The sequence below is a fragment of the Actinomadura spongiicola genome (assembly GCF_003432485.1).
In the GTDB taxonomy this organism is placed as follows: Bacteria; Actinomycetota; Actinomycetes; order Streptosporangiales; family Streptosporangiaceae; genus Spirillospora; species Spirillospora spongiicola.
The window spans coordinates 196,106-214,768 of record NZ_QVNQ01000012.1 but is presented as its reverse complement, the minus strand read 5'-3'; the positions used below and the strand labels follow the sequence as shown (position 1 = coordinate 214,768).

15 protein-coding genes and 1 pseudogene are annotated in these 18,663 nt (G+C 71.5%); 5 read left to right on the top strand and 11 right to left on the bottom strand.

Going from position 1 to position 18,663, the window contains the following annotated elements:
- Positions 1 to 86: pseudogene (locus tag D0T12_RS31185) on the bottom strand (IS5/IS1182 family transposase); the annotation flags it as partial.
- A 79-nt stretch (positions 87 to 165) separates the two neighbouring features.
- On the opposite strand from D0T12_RS31185, the gene D0T12_RS31180 reads away from it, so the two are divergent.
- Together D0T12_RS31180 and D0T12_RS31175 are read left to right on the top strand one after the other, a co-directional pair.
- Complete coding sequence (locus D0T12_RS31180; RefSeq protein ID WP_117404171.1) at positions 166 to 1,065, top strand: phosphotransferase family protein; 900 nt, start codon at positions 166 to 168, stop codon at positions 1,063 to 1,065.
- 67 nt (positions 1,066 to 1,132) lie between these two features.
- Positions 1,133 to 1,405 (top strand): TFIIB-type zinc ribbon-containing protein, encoded by a 273-nt coding sequence (locus D0T12_RS31175; RefSeq protein ID WP_117404169.1) that lies wholly within the window; start codon positions 1,133 to 1,135, stop codon positions 1,403 to 1,405.
- Positions 1,406 to 1,485: 80 nt separating this feature from the next.
- Here D0T12_RS31175 and D0T12_RS31170 read toward each other — a convergent pair whose 3' ends face one another.
- Together D0T12_RS31170 and D0T12_RS31165 are read right to left on the bottom strand one after the other, a co-directional pair.
- A complete protein-coding gene (locus D0T12_RS31170; protein WP_117404167.1) occupies positions 1,486 to 4,038 on the bottom strand; it encodes a polynucleotide kinase-phosphatase in 2,553 nt (850 codons plus the stop codon).
- Positions 4,035 to 5,444, bottom strand: coding sequence for a 3' terminal RNA ribose 2'-O-methyltransferase Hen1 (locus D0T12_RS31165; protein WP_117404202.1), 1,410 nt, complete (start codon positions 5,442 to 5,444; stop codon positions 4,035 to 4,037). Before D0T12_RS31165 ends, D0T12_RS31170 begins: the two co-directional genes overlap by 4 nt.
- A 146-nt stretch (positions 5,445 to 5,590) precedes the next feature.
- Here D0T12_RS31165 and D0T12_RS31160 point away from each other — a divergent pair, with 146 nt between their 5' ends.
- Entirely contained in the window at positions 5,591 to 6,382 is a 792-nt protein-coding gene (locus tag D0T12_RS31160) for a TIGR02452 family protein (RefSeq protein ID WP_325050855.1), read from the top strand.
- Positions 6,383 to 6,407: 25 nt separating this feature from the next.
- On the opposite strand, the gene D0T12_RS31155 is transcribed toward D0T12_RS31160, so the two are convergent.
- Positions 6,408 to 7,142 carry a TetR/AcrR family transcriptional regulator gene (locus D0T12_RS31155; RefSeq protein ID WP_233526397.1) on the bottom strand — a complete coding sequence of 245 codons (735 nt, stop codon included), beginning with the start codon at positions 7,140 to 7,142 and terminating at the stop codon, positions 6,408 to 6,410.
- 122 nt (positions 7,143 to 7,264) lie between these two features.
- On the opposite strand from D0T12_RS31155, the gene D0T12_RS31150 reads away from it, so the two are divergent.
- Positions 7,265 to 8,971 carry an MFS transporter gene (locus D0T12_RS31150; RefSeq protein WP_117404200.1) on the top strand — a complete coding sequence of 569 codons (1,707 nt, stop codon included), beginning with the start codon at positions 7,265 to 7,267 and terminating at the stop codon, positions 8,969 to 8,971.
- Between the two features lie 69 nt (positions 8,972 to 9,040).
- Here D0T12_RS31150 and D0T12_RS31145 read toward each other — a convergent pair whose 3' ends face one another.
- Together D0T12_RS31145 and D0T12_RS31140 are read right to left on the bottom strand one after the other, a co-directional pair.
- The gene (locus D0T12_RS31145; RefSeq protein ID WP_117404163.1) at positions 9,041 to 9,967 is read right to left on the bottom strand and encodes an LLM class F420-dependent oxidoreductase; all 927 of its coding nucleotides are present in this window, start codon (positions 9,965 to 9,967) and stop codon (positions 9,041 to 9,043) included.
- Positions 9,968 to 10,021: 54 nt separating this feature from the next.
- Positions 10,022 to 10,834, bottom strand: coding sequence for a DUF11 domain-containing protein (locus D0T12_RS31140; protein WP_147339694.1), 813 nt, complete (start codon positions 10,832 to 10,834; stop codon positions 10,022 to 10,024).
- 252 nt (positions 10,835 to 11,086) lie between these two features.
- Between D0T12_RS31140 and D0T12_RS31135 the strand changes: the two genes are divergently transcribed.
- Positions 11,087 to 12,115, top strand: a complete 1,029-nt coding sequence (locus D0T12_RS31135; RefSeq protein WP_117404161.1) for a glycoside hydrolase domain-containing protein — start codon at positions 11,087 to 11,089, stop codon at positions 12,113 to 12,115.
- Between the two features lie 24 nt (positions 12,116 to 12,139).
- On the opposite strand, the gene D0T12_RS31130 is transcribed toward D0T12_RS31135, so the two are convergent.
- The 5 genes from D0T12_RS31130 to D0T12_RS31110 all read right to left on the bottom strand — a co-directional run bounded on the left by D0T12_RS31130 (position 12,140) and on the right by D0T12_RS31110 (position 18,662).
- Positions 12,140 to 12,538 (bottom strand): helix-turn-helix domain-containing protein, encoded by a 399-nt coding sequence (locus D0T12_RS31130; RefSeq protein ID WP_117404160.1) that lies wholly within the window; start codon positions 12,536 to 12,538, stop codon positions 12,140 to 12,142.
- Positions 12,539 to 12,928: 390 nt separating this feature from the next.
- On the bottom strand, positions 12,929 to 13,429 hold the full coding sequence (locus D0T12_RS31125; protein WP_117404159.1) for a DUF6221 family protein: 501 nt from the start codon (positions 13,427 to 13,429) through the stop codon (positions 12,929 to 12,931).
- Positions 13,430 to 13,492: 63 nt separating this feature from the next.
- On the bottom strand, positions 13,493 to 14,971 hold the full coding sequence (locus tag D0T12_RS31120) for a glycosyltransferase family 2 protein (protein WP_117404158.1): 1,479 nt from the start codon (positions 14,969 to 14,971) through the stop codon (positions 13,493 to 13,495).
- Complete coding sequence (locus tag D0T12_RS31115) at positions 14,968 to 17,301, bottom strand: glycosyltransferase family 2 protein (RefSeq protein WP_117404157.1); 2,334 nt, start codon at positions 17,299 to 17,301, stop codon at positions 14,968 to 14,970. The genes D0T12_RS31120 and D0T12_RS31115 overlap by 4 nt, the downstream gene beginning before the upstream one ends.
- Positions 17,302 to 17,477: 176 nt before the next feature.
- Entirely contained in the window at positions 17,478 to 18,662 is a 1,185-nt protein-coding gene (locus tag D0T12_RS31110) for a GNAT family N-acetyltransferase (protein WP_199487805.1), read from the bottom strand.
- Position 18,663: the final 1 nt, after the last annotated feature.

The window sequence follows — 18,663 nt, the reverse complement described above, 5'->3', positions numbered from 1 at the left end:
CCCTGCGGCCTCCTCGGAGCGGGCGGCACCACCCGCTGGAACAGCTCCCACAACTCCTCCGGCACCAGCCGCTCGACCATCTCCACGGCCGCAGACTACCGGCGCCAACCCAAATGAGATGACGTCTTAGTCGGAACGGGCCCGCGCGAATGGTTGACTGTCCAGGTGCACACCGAGACCGTCCAGTCGAGCCTGTTCGCCCGCCTCGTTGAGATCGGGCGTGACTCGGCGTCCGTGTCCTCCGAGCCGGAGACGCTGTACGACCGGCACGGTGTTCTGGTGGTGCGCGTCGGGGACGTGGCCGTGAAGGCGCACCAGGCCGACCGCGAGCACGGCGCCGTCTTCCTGGAACGGATACGGGTGGCGGTCACCGTGCCGGACGTCCTGGTCGGTCCGCTGGGGCCGCCGCTCGACGTCGACGGACGCACGGTCACGGTCTCCCCGTACGGCGAGCCGGTGGATCCGCGTCAGGACCCGCCCTGGGAGGAGGGTGCGCGGCTTCTGGCGGCGCTCCATTCGACGCCCGTGCCGGTGGACGCGCCTTCCTGGGGACGTCCCGCCCGTGTGGCGCGCCGGGTCTCGGAGTTGGGTCACGGCCCCGCGGCGGACGTGGTGAGACACGCGTTCGCGACCCTCCCCGCCTGGATTCGCGGTGAGGGCGCGGAACCGCCCGGGGCGTCGGAGTGCCTCATCCACGGGGACTGGCACCTCGGGCAGATGGTCCGCGGGCGGGACGGACGGTGGCGGCTCATCGACATCGAGGACCTCGGCGTCGGCGACCCGGTGTGGGACCTCGCGCGTCCGGCAGCGCTGTACTCGGCGGGAGTCCTGCACCCCGATGACTGGGGCCGTTTCCTGGGCGCGTACACGGAGGCGGGCGGTCCGGCCGTCCCCGCCGGCGGCGACCCCTGGACGACCCTGGACGTACCCGCGCGAAGTCTGGCGATCCAGATCGCCGCCACGTGCGTCATATCCGCGGAAAGGGGGAACCGGCCGCTCGACGGGCCGGAGCAGGCGATGATCGATGCCTGCGGAAGGATATCGAGGGCGGGGGACGTGGCATGACGTGGCGCGTGACCTGCCCTACATTTGACCTCTACCTGGGGATCCGTAATGGAAGGATGGGAAGGCGATGCACTGCCCTAAATGTCGTGGCGTGATGCGGACCTACACGCGCAGCGGCGTCCACATCGAGCAATGTGACAGTTGCCGGGGCATCTTCCTCGACTATGGCGAGCTCGAGGCTCTGGCACAGATGGAGTCGCAGTACCGGACGGCGCCGCCGCCCGCGGCCGGGCCGGGCTGGCAGGCCCCGGCGGCGCAGGTGCACCATCATCACCACGGTGGGCGCCCCCACCACCGCCCTTACGGCGGGAGCGTCTTCCACATGCTGTTCTCCACCTGAGCGGCTCTCCCAGAGCCGACCGGGTGACGGATTGGTACGGCCCGCCCCCTGATTCGCCGGGGCGGGCCCTACGTCTGCTCCTACAGGCGCGGGTCGACGGGCTCTGATTCCAGAGCCAGGACGGCGAACACCGCCTGGTGGATCCGCCACAGCGGTTCCCCGTCGGTGAGCCGGTCGAGCGCCTCCACGCCGAGCGCGTGCTCCCGCATCGCCAGCGAGCGTTTGCGGCCGAGCGACCGGCCGCGCAGCCGGTCGAGGTTCTCCGGTTCGCGGTAGTCCGGGCCGTAGATGATGCGTAGATACTCCGGTCCGCGGCATTTGACGCCCGGCTGGACGCGCCGGTCGTCCGGGTGCGGGGCCAGCGGTTTGACGACCATGCCCTCGCCGCCCGCCGCGGTGAGCTTCTCCCACCACTCGGTGACGGCGGTCTCCGACTCCGGCGAGTCCAGGTCGGCGGTCAGCGAACCCGTCCGCTGGACGAATCCGGCCGGGTCGTGGTCGGCGAGCCGCCCTGCCACGGTCATGTGCCATTCGTGGTCGCGGGCGACGGCCCAGGAACTGCCCTCTCCGGCGAGGATCTGGAACGGCGCGTACCGCAGCCCGGTCAGGCCGTCGACCGTCCAGCAGTAGCGTGCGTAGGCGTCGCGGAAGCGGTCCGCGTTGGCTGCGCGCCGGTCGATGTGCGCGCGAAGCCCACCCAGGTCGAGACCGCGTTCCTCCGCGCGTGCGAGAAGGTCGGCCGCCATCGGCAGGGAGGCGCGGGCGGCCGCGCCGGTCGCCGCGTACTGCGTGCGGATGAGTTCCATGGCCTTGGCCGACCACGGCAGCAGCTCACCGTCGAGGACGAGCCAACTGGTGTCGAGCTCGTCCCAGAGCCCCGCCGCACCGATAGCGGCGCGTAGCCGGTCCAGTACCTCGGTCGTGCGGGAAGGGTCGCGGAAGAAGGAGCGTCCGGTTCGGGTGTAGATGGCGCCGGTAGTTCCGTCGTCCACGCCGAAGCGGTCGGCCGCCGTCGACGCGTCCCGGCACACGACGACCACCGCCCGGGAGCCCATGTGCTTCTCCTCGCACACGACGCGGGTCACGCCGCAGTTCCGGTACGCGGCGAGCGCCTCGGCGGGGTGCTCCAGGTATCCGGGAAGTTGCGACGTCGCGGCGGGGGCCATGGTGGGCGGCAGGTAGACGAGCCAGCGCGGGTCCACGGCGAACCGGCTCATCACCTCCAGCGCCGCCAGCGCGTTCTCCTCGCGGACGGTGACGCGGCCCATCAGTCGGGTCTCGACACCGCCCGCGCCGAGCACGTCCTCGATGTTGAGGACGTCGGTCTCCCGGCGGCCACCGGGTGCGGTGGGCGCCACGTCCAGGGGACGGGTCGGCTCGTACCAGACCTGTCGCGCGGGCACCGACGCCAGCTCACGTTCGGGGTAGCGCAGCGCGGTCAGCTTCCCGCCGAAGACGACGCCGGTGTCCAGGCAGATCGTGTTGTTGACCCACTCCGCTTCCGGGACGGGCGTGTGTCCGTACACGACCATGGCCTTGCCCCGGTAGTCACGCGCCCACGGGTAGCGAACGGGCAGCCCGTACTCGTCGGTCTCGCCGGTGGTGTCGCCGTAGAGCGCGAAGGACCGGACACGTCCGGACGCACGACCGTGGTACTCCTCCTTCAGCCCGGCGTGGGCCACCACGAGACGCCCCTCGTCCAGGACGTAGTGGCTGATGAGACCGTCCATGTACCGCAGGACGTCGTCGCGGAACTCGTCCGTCTCGGCGTGGAGCTGTTCCAGCGACTCGGCCAGCCCGTGCGCGACCCGTACCTTGCGTCCGCGGAGAGCGCGCACGAGTTTCGCCTCGTGGTTGCCCGAGACGCAGAGCGCGTCACCGGCCGCCACCATGCCCATCACCAGGCGCAGGACGCCCGGCGTGTCCGGTCCGCGGTCGACGAGGTCGCCGACGAACACGGCGGTGCGTCCGCCGGGATGGCTCGCGCCGATCGCGCGGCCCCGCGCGTCCCGGTCGATCTCGTAGCCGAGGTCGGTGAGGAGGTCCTCCAGTTCGGCGCGGCAGCCGTGCACGTCACCGACGATGTCGAACGGCCCGGTCAGGTCCCGCCGGTCGTTCCACGCCTTCTCGTAGGTGATCGTCGCGGCGTCGATCTCCTCGACGCCGGTCAGCACGTGGTGCCGCCGGAACTCGCGCGCCAGCGAGCGCATCCCGCGCCTCAGTTCGCGCCGCTGGCGCGGAATGACGTGCGGGGGCAGGTCCCGGTCGGGGCGGACGGCGTTGCGTTCCGCAGCGACGCTCTCGGGGACGTCCAGCACGATCGCGACCGACATCACGTCGTGTTCCTTCGCGATCTGCAGCAGCGACTGCCGCGACGCGCTCTGCACGTTGGTCGCGTCGACCACGGTCAGCAGGCCGCGGCGCAACCGCTTGGCCACGATGTAGTGCAGCAGGTCGAACGCGTCGCCGGTGGCCGACTGGTCGTTCTCGTCGTCCGACACGACGCCGCGGCAGTAGTCGGACGAGACGATCTGCGTCGGCTTGAAGTGCTTGCGCGCGAAATGCGACTTGCCGGACCCCGTCACGCCGACCAGCACGACGAGCCCCATCTCCGGGACCTTGACCTCGGTCATCGGGTGAACACCCCCATCTGCGTCGGCGCGCCGACCTCGGGATCGTCGGCGCCGACGGGCACGTACCGGACGCGGTAGCCGTGCGCGGCGGCGACCCCGTCGGCCCACGCGCGGAACTCGGCGCGCGTCCATTCGAAACGGTGGTCGGAGTGGCGCATCGCCCCCGGCGCCAGCCCCTCGTAGCGGACGTTGTGCTCGGCGTTCGGGGTCGTCACCACGACGACGCGCGGCCTGGCGTCCGCGAACACGACGCGTTCCACTGCCGTGAGACGCGGCGGGTCGATGTGCTCGACGACCTCCATGAGCACGGCCGCCTCGTAGCCGCGGAACCGTTCGTCGGTGTAGGTGAGCGCGCCCTGGAAGACGTCCTTGACACGGTCGTTCGGGCGGCGCTGCTTGTCCCAGCGGAGGCGCCGCCAGGCGTGGGACAGCGCACGGTGCGACACGTCCGTACCGGAGATCTCGCTGAAGAAGTCGTCCTGGGCGAGTCGCGACAGCAGTTTCCCTGAGCCGCAGCCGAGGTCGATGACCCGCCGGGCGTCCTCCTCGTGCAGAACCCGCACGACCGACCGGAGACGCTGTTCGGCGAGCGACACCGGCTGTTCCTCACCGTCCTCCGGAGTGGGCTCCTCCTCCACCTGTACGGGGTCGAGCGTCTCCTCGGTCGCTTCGTCGGCGTCGGCGAGGCGACCCAGGGCGGTCCGGACGAGACCACGCCGGTTGGCCAGGTACCGGCGCGTGATGGCTCCACGGTCGGGATGCGTGGCCAGCCAGCCCTCCCCTGCCCGGATGAGCTTGTCCACCTCGTCGGGTGCCATCCAGTAGTGCTTGGCGTCGTCCAGGACGGGCAGCAGCACGTACAACTGGTTGAGCGCGTCGGCCAGGCGCAGCGTCCCGGTCAGGGTGAGGGTCACGTACCGGGAGTCGCCCCATTCGCCGAACTCCGGGTCGAGCGGGACCGGCACGGCCGACACGTCCCAGCCCAGTGGCGCGAAGAACCGCTCCGCCTGCCCGGGGCCGCCACGGCACGGAAGGGCCGGCAGGACGATTTCGAGTGGAATCGGCGTCTCCGCCAAGTCAGGACGCGGGTCGCACCGTCCCCGCATCGCGGTGCGGTACACGTTCGCCATCGCGGACGCCAGCAGCGACGACGCCGCATAGGGACGGTCGTTGACGTACTGGCCGAGGGAGAAGTCCGGCGTGTCTCGACCGCGCGTGCGCACGAGTTTCACCGGATCGACGTCCAGCAACAGCGCGGCCGTGCAACGCCGTTCGTCCGCGTCGGGATAGAAGACATGAGCCGTGCCGAAGGACTGCTCGAACTTCTGCACCCTGCCCGGATGCTTGTGGAGGAGGAATCCCAGTTCGGTCGCCCGGCTCATGGTCGTCGTGATCGTCAGAAGCACACCGACAAGTGTGGCGGACCGGAACGACCACTCCACATCGGTTTTTTCGCCCGACGGTCGAAATGATTTGCGCCCCGCTCCCGCGTGTCTCCAGAATCCAAAGCGATATGAGCAGACACCCCCGCCGGAGGACGGCACAGGAGACCGTGGCCGTTCTCGACCGCGGCGACTACGTCGCCCCGTCCGGCCGCACGGTATCGATCGCCGACGACCTGGCCCGAACGGTCCGTGACACCACCCTGTACCGGCCGGACGAACTGGACGAGTTACTGGAACGTCTGCCCCCGGCCGACCCCACCACGAGAACGCGCATCGAGGTCACCGACGAGACCACGCTGGCCGCCGCCCGCCGTCTGCGCGGTCCCGGCGCCATTCCGTTCGCGCTGAACTTCGCCTCCGCGAAGAACCCCGGTGGCGGGTTCCTGAACGGGGCGCACGCGCAGGAGGAAGGGCTGGCCCGATCGTCCGGGCTGTACACGTCGCTGCGTTCGGCCAGGGAGTTCTACGACTTCCACCGCGCGCAGGGCGACCTTCTCTACAGCGACCACATGATCTACTCACCGGACGTGCCGGTGTTCCGCGACGACGCGGGCGTCCTGCTGGAGGAACCGTACGGCGTCGCGTTCCTGACGTCTCCCGCCCCCAACCGCGGCGCGATCCGTGACGCCGCCAAGGCGGAGCGGATCCGGGACGTGCTCGTGCGGCGCGCCCGCAAGGTCCTCGCCGTGGCGCTGGTCAACGGGCACGGGCGGCTCGTCCTCGGCGCCTGGGGCTGCGGCGTCTTCCGCAACGACCCGCGGGAGGTCGCGGAGGTGTTCGCGGGGCTGCTGCGTCCGGGCGGGGAGTTCGCCGACCGGTTCGAGCACGTCGTCTTCGCGGTCTGGGACACCGCCAAGGGCTCTCCCAGGCACGCCGCCTTCCAAGCCGTCTTCGCCTAGAACTCCTTGAGCACGACGTCCTCGCTCAGGAGGACGGGGGCTCGGCGTATGAGGCGATGCCGCGGATGAAGATGTCGATGCCGACCTCGAAGCGCGCGTCGCCCGCGTCGGCGGTCAGTTCGTCCGACATCGCGACGATGTTGGGGTAACGATCCGCGGGCAGGGCCGCGTAGTACGCACGGATCTCGTCGATGTAGCGGCGGAACCGCTCCCACGCGTCCTCGCCGCCGCTGAGCTTGGCCGAGTAGACCACGCCCTCGATCGCGTCGGCGTCGACGTACCTGCCGAGGGCGTCGACGGCGAGCGCGGCGATCCGCGGCGGGACACCGCCGGCCCGCATGAGGGCGAGCTGCGCCTCGGCGACGCGGAGCAGGTTGGGCGCGGTGGGGATCAGTCCCATCGAGACCTTCGCGATGTCGTTGTGCGAGAGGTAGACCCGGCGGATCGCCTTGGCCAGCGCCTTCAGCTGCTCCTGCCAGCGGGCGGGATCGGTGACGGGGATCGCGATCTCCCCGGCGACGTGGTCGAGCATCAGCTCGTACAGCTCGTCCTTGCCCGAGACGTGGGCGTAGAGGGACGCCGCGCCCGTGCCGAGTTCCTGGGCGACGCGGCGCATGGTCACCGCGTCGAGGCCCTCGGCGTCCAGGACGCGGATCGCGGTGGCGACGATCACGTCCCGGCTGAGCGGCTGCCGCGGAGGCGCGGCCTTGCGGGGCTTGCGTCCGGGCGGCGTCGGCATGTCCAGGCGTTCGGTGGCCACGTCGGAGTCCCTCCGGTCCTCGTCCCGTCTCGGCAGACCTCGCGAACAGCGTACTTGACGCGAACATCGTTCCTAGTTTAGAACAGCGTTCGTATCGAACGAACACTGTTCTTGGAGTGCTCATGACCATGCCGTCGATCTCCACCCCCGAGCGCGCGGCGAACGCCCCGTACCGCAGGCGCTGGGCCGCCCTCTTCGTGATCCTCGCCGCCGAGATCATGGACATGCTGGACGCGTTGATCACCAACATCGCGGCCCCGACGATCCGCGCCGAGATCGGCGGCTCCGCCGCCACGGTCCAGTGGCTCGCCGCCGGCTACACCCTGGCCATGGCGATCGGTCTCCTCACCGGCGGGCGCCTCGGCGACCTGTACGGGCGCAGGAGGATGTTCCTCGTCGGCGCCGCCGGGTTCACGATCGGCTCACTGCTGTGCGGTGTCGCCGTCTCCCCCGGCATGCTCGTCGGCGCCCGCGCCGTCCAGGGCCTGTTCGGCGCGCTGATGCTCCCGCAGGGCATCGGGATGATCAAACAGATGTTCGCGCCGAGGGAGATGGCCGCGGCGTTCAGCCTCTTCGGGCCGGTCATGGGGCTGTCGTCCGTCGGCGGGCCGGTGCTGGCCGGCTGGCTGATCGACGCCGACCTGTTCGGTACCGGCTGGCGGATGATCTTCCTGATCAACCTGCCGCTCGGCGCCGCCACCGTCCTCGCCGGGCTGCGGCTGCTGCCCGAAGGACGCGCCGAGCACACGTCCCGGCTCGACCTCGTCGGCGCGGCGCTCGCGTCCCTCGGCGCCGGGCTGCTGATCTATCCCCTCGTCCAGGGCCGTGAGCACGGCTGGCCCGTCTGGACGTTCCTGATGATGGCCGCGTCGCTCGCGGTCTGGGCGGTGTTCGCCCGGTACGAGATCGGCAGGCAGCGCGCCGGCGACGACCCGCTGATCGTGCCGAGCCTGTTCCGCAGGCGCGGCTTCACCGGCGGCCTCGGCGTCGGCCTGGTGTTCTTCGCCGCCGTCGCGGGCCTCGGCCTGGTGCTGTCCCTGTTCTTCCAGATGGGGCTCGGCTTCTCGCCGTTCAAGGCCGGCCTCGCGCAGATCCCCTGGTCGGTCGGCATCGTCCTCGGGTTCGGCGTCGTGCAGGCCGTCCAGCGCTTCGGTCGCGCCGTGATCCACGCGGGCGCATTGATCATGGCCGCCGGAATCGCCGCGTTCTCCCTCATCCTCCGGTACGCGGGCGTCGACGTGACGCCGTGGCAGCTCGCCCCGGCGCTGACCGTGACCGGTGTCGGCATGGGCCTGCTGATGGGGCCGCTGTTCGACATCGTCCTCGCGGGCGTCGAACCGGAGGAGACCGGATCGGCGGGCGGCACGCTCACCGCCGTGCAGCAGCTCGGCGCCGCGTTCGGCGCGGCCGTCCTCGGAACGGTCTTCTTCGGTCTGCTGGGCGGGCAGGTGGCGACCGCCGCGGACGGCGACGCCGCCGCCCTCCGCGCGGACCTCGCGGTAGCCTCCGTCCCCGTCGCGTGGCAGGACCGGATCGTGGACGGCGTCCGCGGCTGCGGTCGCGACCGCGCCACCGCCGAGGACGCCGCCGCCGTCCCGGCCTCCTGCCACCGGCTCCGCGCGGACGTCGCGACCGTGACCGCCGCCGCGCCGCGATCGGCGCCCGCCGTCCAGAGTGCGGTCGCGGACGCGGGCGAGCACGCCGCCAAAACCGGCTTCGGCGACGCCATGAAGATCACGATGTGGGTCGTGGTCGGGCTTCTCGGGCTCACCTTCCTGGCGACCTTCCTGCTGCCGAGGCACGCGCGGATCGAGGAGGTGCCGGCCTGACCCGGGACGTGACGCGTGAGGGCCCGCGGGGGGTTGCCCGCCGCGGGCCCTCACGTGGTTCAGGGGCGGTCAGAGCTGGGGCATGACCTCGGAGGCGATCAGTTCCAGGTGCTCCAGGTCGTGCAGGTCGAGGACCTGGAGGTAGACGCGCTCTGCGCCCATCTCGGCGAACCGGCCGAGCTTGTCGACCAGTTCGGCGGGCGTGCCCGCGAGGCCGTTCTGCCGCAGTTCGGGGACGTCCCGTCCGATCGCGGCGGCGCGGCGCTTCACCTCCGCCTCGTCACGGCCGCAGCACAGGACCTGCGCGATCGAGTACACGAGCGGCTTCGTCCGCCCGGCCTCGGCGTACGCGGCCCGGACCCGGTCGAACGCGGCGCGCGTGTCGTCCGGCTGCTGGAACGGGACGTTGTACTCGTCGGCGTACCGGACGGCCAGCCGCGGCGTCCGCTTCGCCCCGGTCCCGCCGATGATGATCGGTGGGCCGCCCGCCTGGGCGGGCTTGGGCAGCGCGGGCGAGTCGGTCAGCGTGTAGTGCTCGCCGCCGAACGAGTACGTCTCGCCGCCCGGCGTCCCCCACAGGCCGGTGACGATCTCCAACTGCTCCTCCAGGCGCGCGAAACGCTCGCCCAGACTCGGGAACGGAATGCCGTACGCGGCGTGCTCCACCTCGAACCAGCCCGTCCCGAGACCGAGGTCGACGCGACCGCCGCTCATCTGGTCGACCTGCGCGACCGAGATCGCCAGCGGGCCCGGGTGGCGGAACGTCGCGGCCGTCACCAGCGTCCCGAGCCTGATCCGGCTCGTCTCCCTGGCCAGCGCGCCCAGGGTGATCCAGGAGTCGGTCGGGCCCGGTTCGCCCGTCACGTCGCCCATCTTGACGTAGTGGTCCGAGCGGAAGAACGCGTCGAAGCCGAGGTCCTCCGCCGCCTTGGCGACGGTCAGCTGTGTCTCGTAGCTCGCCCCCTGCTGGGGCTCGGTGAAGATCCGAAGTCGCATGACCCCATCCTGCTACCCGCGTACCCCTGCTCGCGCCACCGACCAGCGGTTCGCTCAGCGGGGAGCGGTGATCCGGGTGCGGACGACGGCACGGTTGTTCGACTCGTCGGCGTCCGGGGTCGGTGACGTCGCCCGCCAGGACGACTCCAGCACCGTGCCCGCCCGGACGCTTCCGCGCGGCACCGCCTCGAAGTGCAGCGTCCTGGACGCCCTGGCCCGGAGCGATCCCACCGCGCACACGTAGTCGCGGCCACGCGGCAGGCAGGCGGTGTCGTGCCCGACGAGCCTGATCGGCCCCCGCGACTCCACGGTCACGCTCTCGGCCGTGGCCGGGCCCAGGTTGCGGACGCCCAGCGCGTACCGGATCCGCGCCCCGCTCCGCGCCTTCGCCGGCGCGGTCTCGATGATCGCGAGGTCGGCGGTGCGGGAGACGCGCACGTCCGGGAACCGCGTGGTCACGCGCGTCCCGCGCCAGGTGACGCTGCCGCGCAGCCTGATCGTCCTACCGGGCTCGGCCCGCCTGAGCACCTTGGCCCTGATCACCCCGCCGATCTTCTGACCGCGCCGGACGGTGCCGAGCGCGCAGACGACCTCCCGTCCACTGGACGCGCAGGCCTTCTCGCCGGACACGAACGCCAGCGACTCCGGCAGCGTCGCCCGGAACACCGCCTCGCCGGACTTCGCGCGGGCCTTGCCTGTCACCCGGAACGTCCACGCCCACGCGTAGGCGCGTCCCGGGACCACGGCCTTCTCCGGAGCCGCCGTGCGCAGCACCACGCCCTTCGACGGCTCGGCGTGCGTCCTCGGGCGCGGGGGCGGCTTCGCCACCGCCACGTCCGCCATCGGCACGGCCCCCGCCAGCGGCACGGCCGCCAGGATGAGGAGACCGCGCCCCCTCCATGTCCGGATCACAATGAGCCCCCCGTGGCCTGCGGTTTCTTCCTACGGACAGGTCCGTTGTAGCGAGCGCCCGGCCGTCCGCCTAGCGCCGTGTCGGCGTGTCGTGACAGATAGTGACGACTGTCGTCACGGATGGAACACCCTTGGTTCCGCTGCGCCGCCCGGGCGTGCCCTGTTGAATGCGACGGACGGACCGCACCCGCGACCCATGGAGCTGACATGGCTGTCTTCGGCGTCGACTACGCGTGGGGCCGTCCAGGCGTGGCCGCGCTCAAACGCGCCGGGGTGAAGTTCGCGTGCCGTTACCTCTCGCACGACAAGACCGGGAAGAACCTCACCCGCGCGGAGGCCGAGAGCCTCTCCGACGCGGGCATCTGGCTCGTCGTCGTCTGGGAGACCACCGCCAAGCGCCCGCTGGACGGGCGCGCCGCGGGCGTCGCCGACGCCCGGGACGCCGCCGCGCAGGCCACGGCGTGCGGCATGCCGGACGACCGGCCGATCTACTTCGCCGCCGACTGGGACGCCTCCCCCGGCCACCAGGACGAGATCAACGCCTACCTCGACGGCGCGGCGAGCGTCCTCGGCCGCCGCCGCGTCGGCCTCTACGCGGGGCACGGTCCACTGAAACGCGCGTTCGACGCCGGGAAGATCACCTTTGGCTGGCAGACCTACGCCTGGTCGGACGGCCGGTGGGACGACCGCGCGCACCTCCAGCAGTACTCCAACGACCAGCGGATCAACGGCGTCACCGTCGACTACGACCGCGCCGTCAAGAGCGACTACGGGCAGTGGCGCGTCGGCGTCTCGCCCGAGGGAGACGACATGCCCGACTACGTGTCCGTCGGCACCGGCGGCGAGCGACAGCAGCTTCCTCCCGGCGCGTGGACGACCGTCGGCTGGGCCAAGGAGTACTCCGACCGCGAGCACCAGCACCACGACAAGGGCGGCCCGAGCCTGCTGACCGGTTCCGCCCACTACAGCCTGTCGGTGGCGACGACAGTCACCGGCGTCCCCGCCGGCACCCTCATCCAGGCCCGCGCGATCGAGGTTCGTATCGAGGACACCGACACGTTCGCGGTCGGCCCCGTCCAGGACTTCGTGTCCGTCGGCGACACGACGAACCTGGTGTACGGGCTCGCCGCCGACACCGTCGGGGCCGGCCACCGGGTGCGGTTCCAGCTGATCCAGCACGGCGAGGCGCCCGCCACGGTCACCCAGGGCACCGCCAAGGTGCTGTTCTGGAAATGACTCTCGGCGGAAAGACCCGGTAACTCAACGTCCGTCCGGCTCCCCGTAGAGGGCGCGGAGGAACGCCAGCGCCAGGCGCCGTTTCTCGCCCGGGTCGGTCCGCAGATCGGCGAAATAGGCGTTGAGCTCCGCGAGTTCGCGGGGCAGTTCGTCGGCCGCGTCCCGGTCCCGTCCGCCGAGCGGCTCCCCGCCCTCACCGACCCGCGCGAGATCACCGGGCCGCCACCGCAGGGCCTCCTCGACGGCGGCACGGGTCCGCGCCTGCGGCCACCGTTCCCCCGACTCCAGGTTGTAGATGGTCTTGACCGTCACCCCGGCCCGTTCGGCGACCTGCTCCTGCGTCAGCCCGAGCGACCCGCGCCGGGCGACCGCGTATTTGGCGACCCGCTCCCGGTCCACGTCCCCGGCCATGCCGCCCAGCATGCCGGAAACACCAGGAAACCTCCACCACCCCGATCCGCCCCACCACCGACCATCCGCGTCCACGCGGCCGCGTCCGTGCGGGCGTCCGAGCCGGGCAGGACGAGCGCGCCGCCCGCGCCGAGCATCCCGAGGATGTCGAAGACCGACAGGTGGAAGCTCAGCGACGACAGTCCGATGCGCGACCGCCCAGGCCTAGGCTTCGACCGTCCAGCGCCCGCGACACATGACCACGCCACGTTCGAGTACCGGTACGCACCCATCCGGTACGCATCCCGACCGTCCGAGCTCCCGACGCACAACCACCGCGACCGCCCGGCACAGGGCCCGACCGTCCAGTGTCCGCGACGCACGGCCGCTCAGCTTGTGACCGTCCGGTGTGGGGGCGTCGGGTTAGACGCGCCAGGTCGCTCGGTATGCCGGGTGGTCGGCGTATGGGGTGGCCAGGAGGCGGAGGGTGGTACAGCCGCCCTCGCGGACGTGTTCGCCGCATGCTTCGCAGACGCCCGTCCCGTTCATTCGCGAGTGCAGGTCGAGGAGGCGGCGTTTCACGCGCACCTCCGCCACCACCCGCGCCGGTGAATGGCGGGCCACGTGCAGCGCCACGCCCTCCTTCACGAACGAGACGTCGAGGACGAAGTGCGGCCCGTACCCCGGGCGGCTCCGCCATGGGTACTCGTTGACGCTCCGCAGCGAGACGGGCCGTTGGAGGTGGTCCATCGGGCGACGTCCCAGACGGAGCCGCTCGCCCGAGGTCGTCTCGACCCACTGCCATCGCTCCGAACCCGACAGGTCGGGACCGCCGTTCGGACGGGACCGGTAGTCGGCCGCCCACCGCGCGGTGTCCTCGTCCTCGAAGAGCCTGGCCCGCAGGAACTCCACCAGATCGCTCACAACCGCTCCGTTCGCCGTCGACGCGCCCGGTACCGATCCTGCCACTACAAGATCAGTGCGGGGTCAGGTCCGCGCGGACGCGTCCGGGTCGGGAGTTTGGCTGACGAGGCCATGGTCGGTGAGTTCCCAGAAATGGCGCCGGCTCGGCCGGACGAGCTGGAAGACGGCCCGGTAGGCGGCGACGCTCATGAGCGCCCAGTACAGCGGGACGGTGAGCATGACCCGCACCGCGCGGTACAGGCCGCGTTCCATGCAGCCCGCCATCAGGCAGTACATGACGAGCAGGTTGCCGACGACCATGGCCGTCACCCCGCAGTAGAGCGTCGGCGCCGCGAACAGGGCCTGGACGTGGCGGGTGCCCGTGCAGACGTAGACCAGGGTCAGCGCCCAGAAGAACGGGTTGACCAGTGTCGTGAGCGTCGAGAACCCCATGGTGAGGTGGAAGGCGATGATGCGTCTGGTGCCGAGTTCGCGCCACAGGCGCAGTGGGTGCCGGGTGTGGACGAGCCACGTCTGGATGTACCCCTTGATCCAGCGGCTCCGCTGCCGGATCCAGTTCCCCAGGCGGCTGTTGGCCTCCTCCTCGGTGACCGACGCCATCATCCGCACCTCCCAGCCGCGGCGGGCGATGCGGATGCCGAGGTCGGCGTCCTCGGTGACGTTGTAGGGGTCCCAGCCGCCGAGGTCGGCGAGGGCGTCGGCGCGGAAGTGGTTGGACGTCCCGCCGAGCGGAATCGCCAGACGGTACAGGTCGAGGCTCCGCAGCCACAGGCAGAAGTTGGTGGCGTACTCGGCCGCGAAACATCGCGTCAGCCAGTTCGTCCACGGGTTCCAGTACTGGAGTTCCGCCTGGACGCAGACGGTCCGGTCGGGCAGGGAGCGGAACGCCAGCACGGCCTTGCGCAACTGGTCGCAGTCGGGGCGGTCCTCTGCGTCGTAGATGACGACGAACTCGCCGCGGGCCCGCGCGAGGCCGATGTCGCACGCCTTCGGCTTGGTGCGGGGCTGCGACGGAGGGATGATCACGACCTCGAACGGCGGGTCGAGGTCGGGCAGGGCGGCGCGGGTCTCGTCGTCGTCCTCCTCGATCAGCAGCAGGATCTGGAGCCGGTCGACGGGATAGTCCAGGCGTCCGAGCCGGTCCAGCAGAAGCGGCAGGACGTTCGCCTCCCGGTGCAGCGGAACGAGGACGGTGTAGTCCGGAAGTTCCTCGTCGGGCAGGCCGTGGAGTTCCCCGTCCCCGAACGTGATCACCGGGGAGCGCCAGGCCCCGGCGACGAGGACCGCCCGGAACAGCAGCGTCAGCATGTACGCGGCGGTGAGCAGCGCGACGACGCCCTGTCCCCAGGCGAACGGCGGACCGGACTCGACGACGATGTCGACGATCAGCGCGAGCGCGAGCCCAGCCAACACCGTTCCGCCCGCTACCGCCTGACCGCGGCTCAGCAGGCGCCGCGCGCTCAGCTCGTCGGTCAGGGGCGCGATGGGGTGGGTCCGCCCGGACGACGCCGGTGCGGCCTTCACCTGCGTCGTCTGCGTCATCGAGGGTCCGTTCGGCGGTAGACGCGCTGCACGGCGTCGCGGTAGACGAGGGTGTAGTGGCGGGTGAGGGCGGGCGTGTCGCGGAGGGTCCGCCAGGTCTCGTCGGGCAGGTTCGGGACGGTCCGCGCGTAGATCCAGCGGATCCCGCCGCCCGCCGGGTCGGTGAGCGCCCTGCGCCACAGCCCGAAGCTGCCCTCGTACACGATCCGCCCGATCGGGATCTGGGCGTGGAAGACGACGGGCTCGTTGCCGTAGTTCTCCATCAGGACGGTGCCGCCGTCGTAGTGGCGGCGCAGCCACGCCGCGCCGTCCCGGACCGCCCGTCCCTGCCGTTCGGCGTTCCAGCTCAGGGGTTCGGCGACGGTCGCGGTCCCGGGAACCGCGAGCACCGTGGCGACCGCGGCGGCCGCGACGGCCGTCCGGAGGCAGGTCCGGGGCAGTGTCCCGCGCGGCGCCAACGACACCAGATACCCGGCGAAGACGGACGCCGCCAGAATCATGACGAGGGCGAACCGCACGTTGTAGGAGCCCCCGTGGATCTCCGGGACGTGCAGCGGACGCTGCCCCGAGTACAGCGCGTAGACGAAGAACGGAAGGAAGACCAGCAGGGTGTAGGGGGCGACGGACACCGGCCGCGCCCGCTCGCGCCATCCGTGGACGAGCAGCCCGGCGGCGGCCACGGCCGGCGTGACCCAGCCGAGGTCATGGACCATCGCCAGCGCGTACGTCCGTGACGAGACGCCCGCGGCGCCGATGTTCCGGTCGCCGGACAGTGCCCACAGGGACGGGTCGGCGTACTCGCCGGAGTACCAGTACAGCGGATCCCCGAAGATCACGTAGCTCCAGCCGACCCAGCCGACGACACCGCTGAACGCCGCCACCCCGAAGAAGACGAGATGCGCCTCCACCCGGGCGTAGCTCCTCCAGCGGCGCGCCGACACATAGGCCACGACGGCGGTCACCGCGACGGCGAGCACCCAGCCCTCGTAGCGGGTCAGCGTGGCCAGGACCGTCGCGCACGACACCATCGCCAACTGCTCGTACCGTCCGGTCCGGCACCATGCCTGGAGATGGTGGACGGCCGCGGCGACGCACGCGAAGAGCAGCAGTTCGGTCATCGGGGTGCTCTGGAGGTAGAGCACGTTGGCGTTGAGGGCGAACAGCCCGGCGGCCGCGGCGCCCGCGACCCGGTCTCCGGCACCGTCCGTCCGGTCCGCCGCCATCCGCGCCGCGATCAGATAGACGTACCGGACCGTCACCACGTAGGCGGCCATCGAGACCGCCGCGCCCGCGAAGCCGGAGTAGAACAGGACGTCGTTCCAGGCGAACGGCAGCGACAGCAGATGCGACAGCGGCAGCCACACCCCGCCGAGCTGCGCCGCGCCCGCGGTGGGCCCGTCGATCACCCGGCGCGTGATCAGCAGGTGCGACAGCGAGTCGGCGTAGGCCAGCACGGTGCCGTGCCGAAGGTGGTGCGCGAACGCGACGGCCGACAGGACCACCGCCGCGAGCGTCACCAGGGCGAGCACCGGATCCCGGGGCCGCACGAGCCACCGCGCCGCGCGCCACCGGTGGCCCTCGGCGATCAGGTTCCGGTAGACGCCGAGGATGCTCACCAGGGACCTGGCGATCACCCACGGCGAGGCGCCGGTGGGACGGCCGTGCTCGCGGGGATGGTGGTCGACGGGATGCTCGACGATCCGGGCTCCGCGCCGCTGGATCTTGGCGAGCAGTTCCGGGTCGATGGCGGCCGCCTCGCCCACCAGCCGCAGATCGTCGAGCAGTCGCCGGTCGAGCAACTTGTAGGCGCAGTCGACGTCCCGGCTGCGGGTGCCGAGCAGCAGGCGGTTCGCCACCGTCCACAGATGCCCGTTGAGGCGGCGGGCGGGCGAGTCGGCGCGGTGGAGGCGGTACCCGATCACGCCGTCGGCGCGCTGCTCCCGCCGGAGGCGCAGCAGCGCGAGGAGGTCGGCGGCCTTGTACTGGCCGTCGGAGTCGGTCAGGAGCAGCCACCGCAGGTTGGTACGTTCCAGCGCGGCGGTGATCCCGGTCCGGACGGCCGCGCCGTACCCGCGGTTCACGGCGTGGCGGACGCCGATGATCCGGTCCGGGTACCGCGCGGCCAGCTCGTCCATGATCTCGCCGGTCGCGTCGGGGCTGCCGTCGTCGACGATCACGATCCGGTGGTCGTGTCCCGCGGCGTCCAGCGTGACGAGGAAGTCCTCCACGGTGGACGCCAGGTTGGCCGCCTCACGGTAGGCGGGCATGACGACCGCGACACCGTCGTGGACGACGGCCCGTGCCGGTGGCGCGCAGGCTACGCGGGACATGGCGGGGACATGGCAGGCGACTTCCGGTCCTCGTGGTGAAGGCCTCGTGGTGAAGGGTCCTCGATCGTCCGGCCGCGGCACGGTAACGATCTTGGATCTCATTCTCACGACCGGTTCCGCTCACCGGCCCTAACCATGCCTCAAACCCCGGCAAAGATCCCCGGCGCGCGGGCGCGTCAGAAGTCGTCGGCGATGTACGGCGCGAACGGCACGGCGAGGGCCGCGTCCAGGCGGACGGCGGCCTCCGGCGTGTGCTCGGTCACCGCGCCGACCCGGACCAGCGTGGTCACCGGCATGCCGCCCAGGTAGACGGCGGCGAGGTCGGAGGCCGACAGGGTCAGGTCCGGTGGCTCCGTCGTCCGGTCGCAGGCCGGTGCGGCACCGACCCGCAGCCGCCACCGTCCCTCGTTCGCCGGGACGCGCGGGTCGCCGACCTCCAGCACGAACGTGTCGTCGGTAGCCCAGGAACGGGACCGCAACGCGGTCGGCATGTCGACGAGCCGGAGCCAGAGGGCGCCCCAGTCGCCCTTGACGGACACCTGGTCGGGGTCGACGGCCATGTGCGGGAGCAGGTCGTCCACCGGCCGGCCGGGTGCCTGGATACGGGACGTCAGGTCGATCGAGGCGAGGTACCGCCAGAGCGCGGCCTCGACCCGCGGCGTCTCGGCGAAGAGCTCGTCGACCCGGACCGTCCGCTCCGCGTTGGTGCGGTACACGGCGTATCCGGCGGGATGGGCGACGACGCGCGGCTCGGTGAAGCCGGGGGCCTCCCGGTCGGTCGGGGGGAGGACGAACCGCGACCACCATTCGGGCTCGCGGAGCAGACTGCCCGGACGCGTCGACAGCGCACGGGTGTAAATCGGGTCGAGGACCTCCGGGGCGGACGCGGTGTCGAGCAGCCGCAGCGGCGCCGAATCGGGCTCGGTGCGCAGCTTAAGCTCCCGGGACGAGTCGACCTCCAGGTCGATCGCGCGGGTCGCCAGACCGAAGCCGTACCGCCCGTAGATGGCGCCCTGCGACGCCCACAGCGCGGCGACCGGGCGTCCCGCGGCGGCCGCGTCCGCGTGCATCCGGTCCATCATGGACGTGAGCACACCGCGGCGACGATGGGTGGGCAGCACCCCGACGAGCGTGACCGCGGAGCAGTCGAGGACCGCTCCAGGTACGGCGAGGCGCGCGGGAAAGGCCGCGAGTTGCCCGACCAGATCCTTACCGTCGTAGGCGCCGGTGCGCTCGGCCCGCCGCGGCAGCCACGTCTCGTTCTCGTACTCGGACTTCTCGACCCGGTTGTGGAACACCACTCCGGCGAGGTCGACCATCCGGTCGACATCGCCTTCGGGAATCTCTCTGAGCTCGATCACC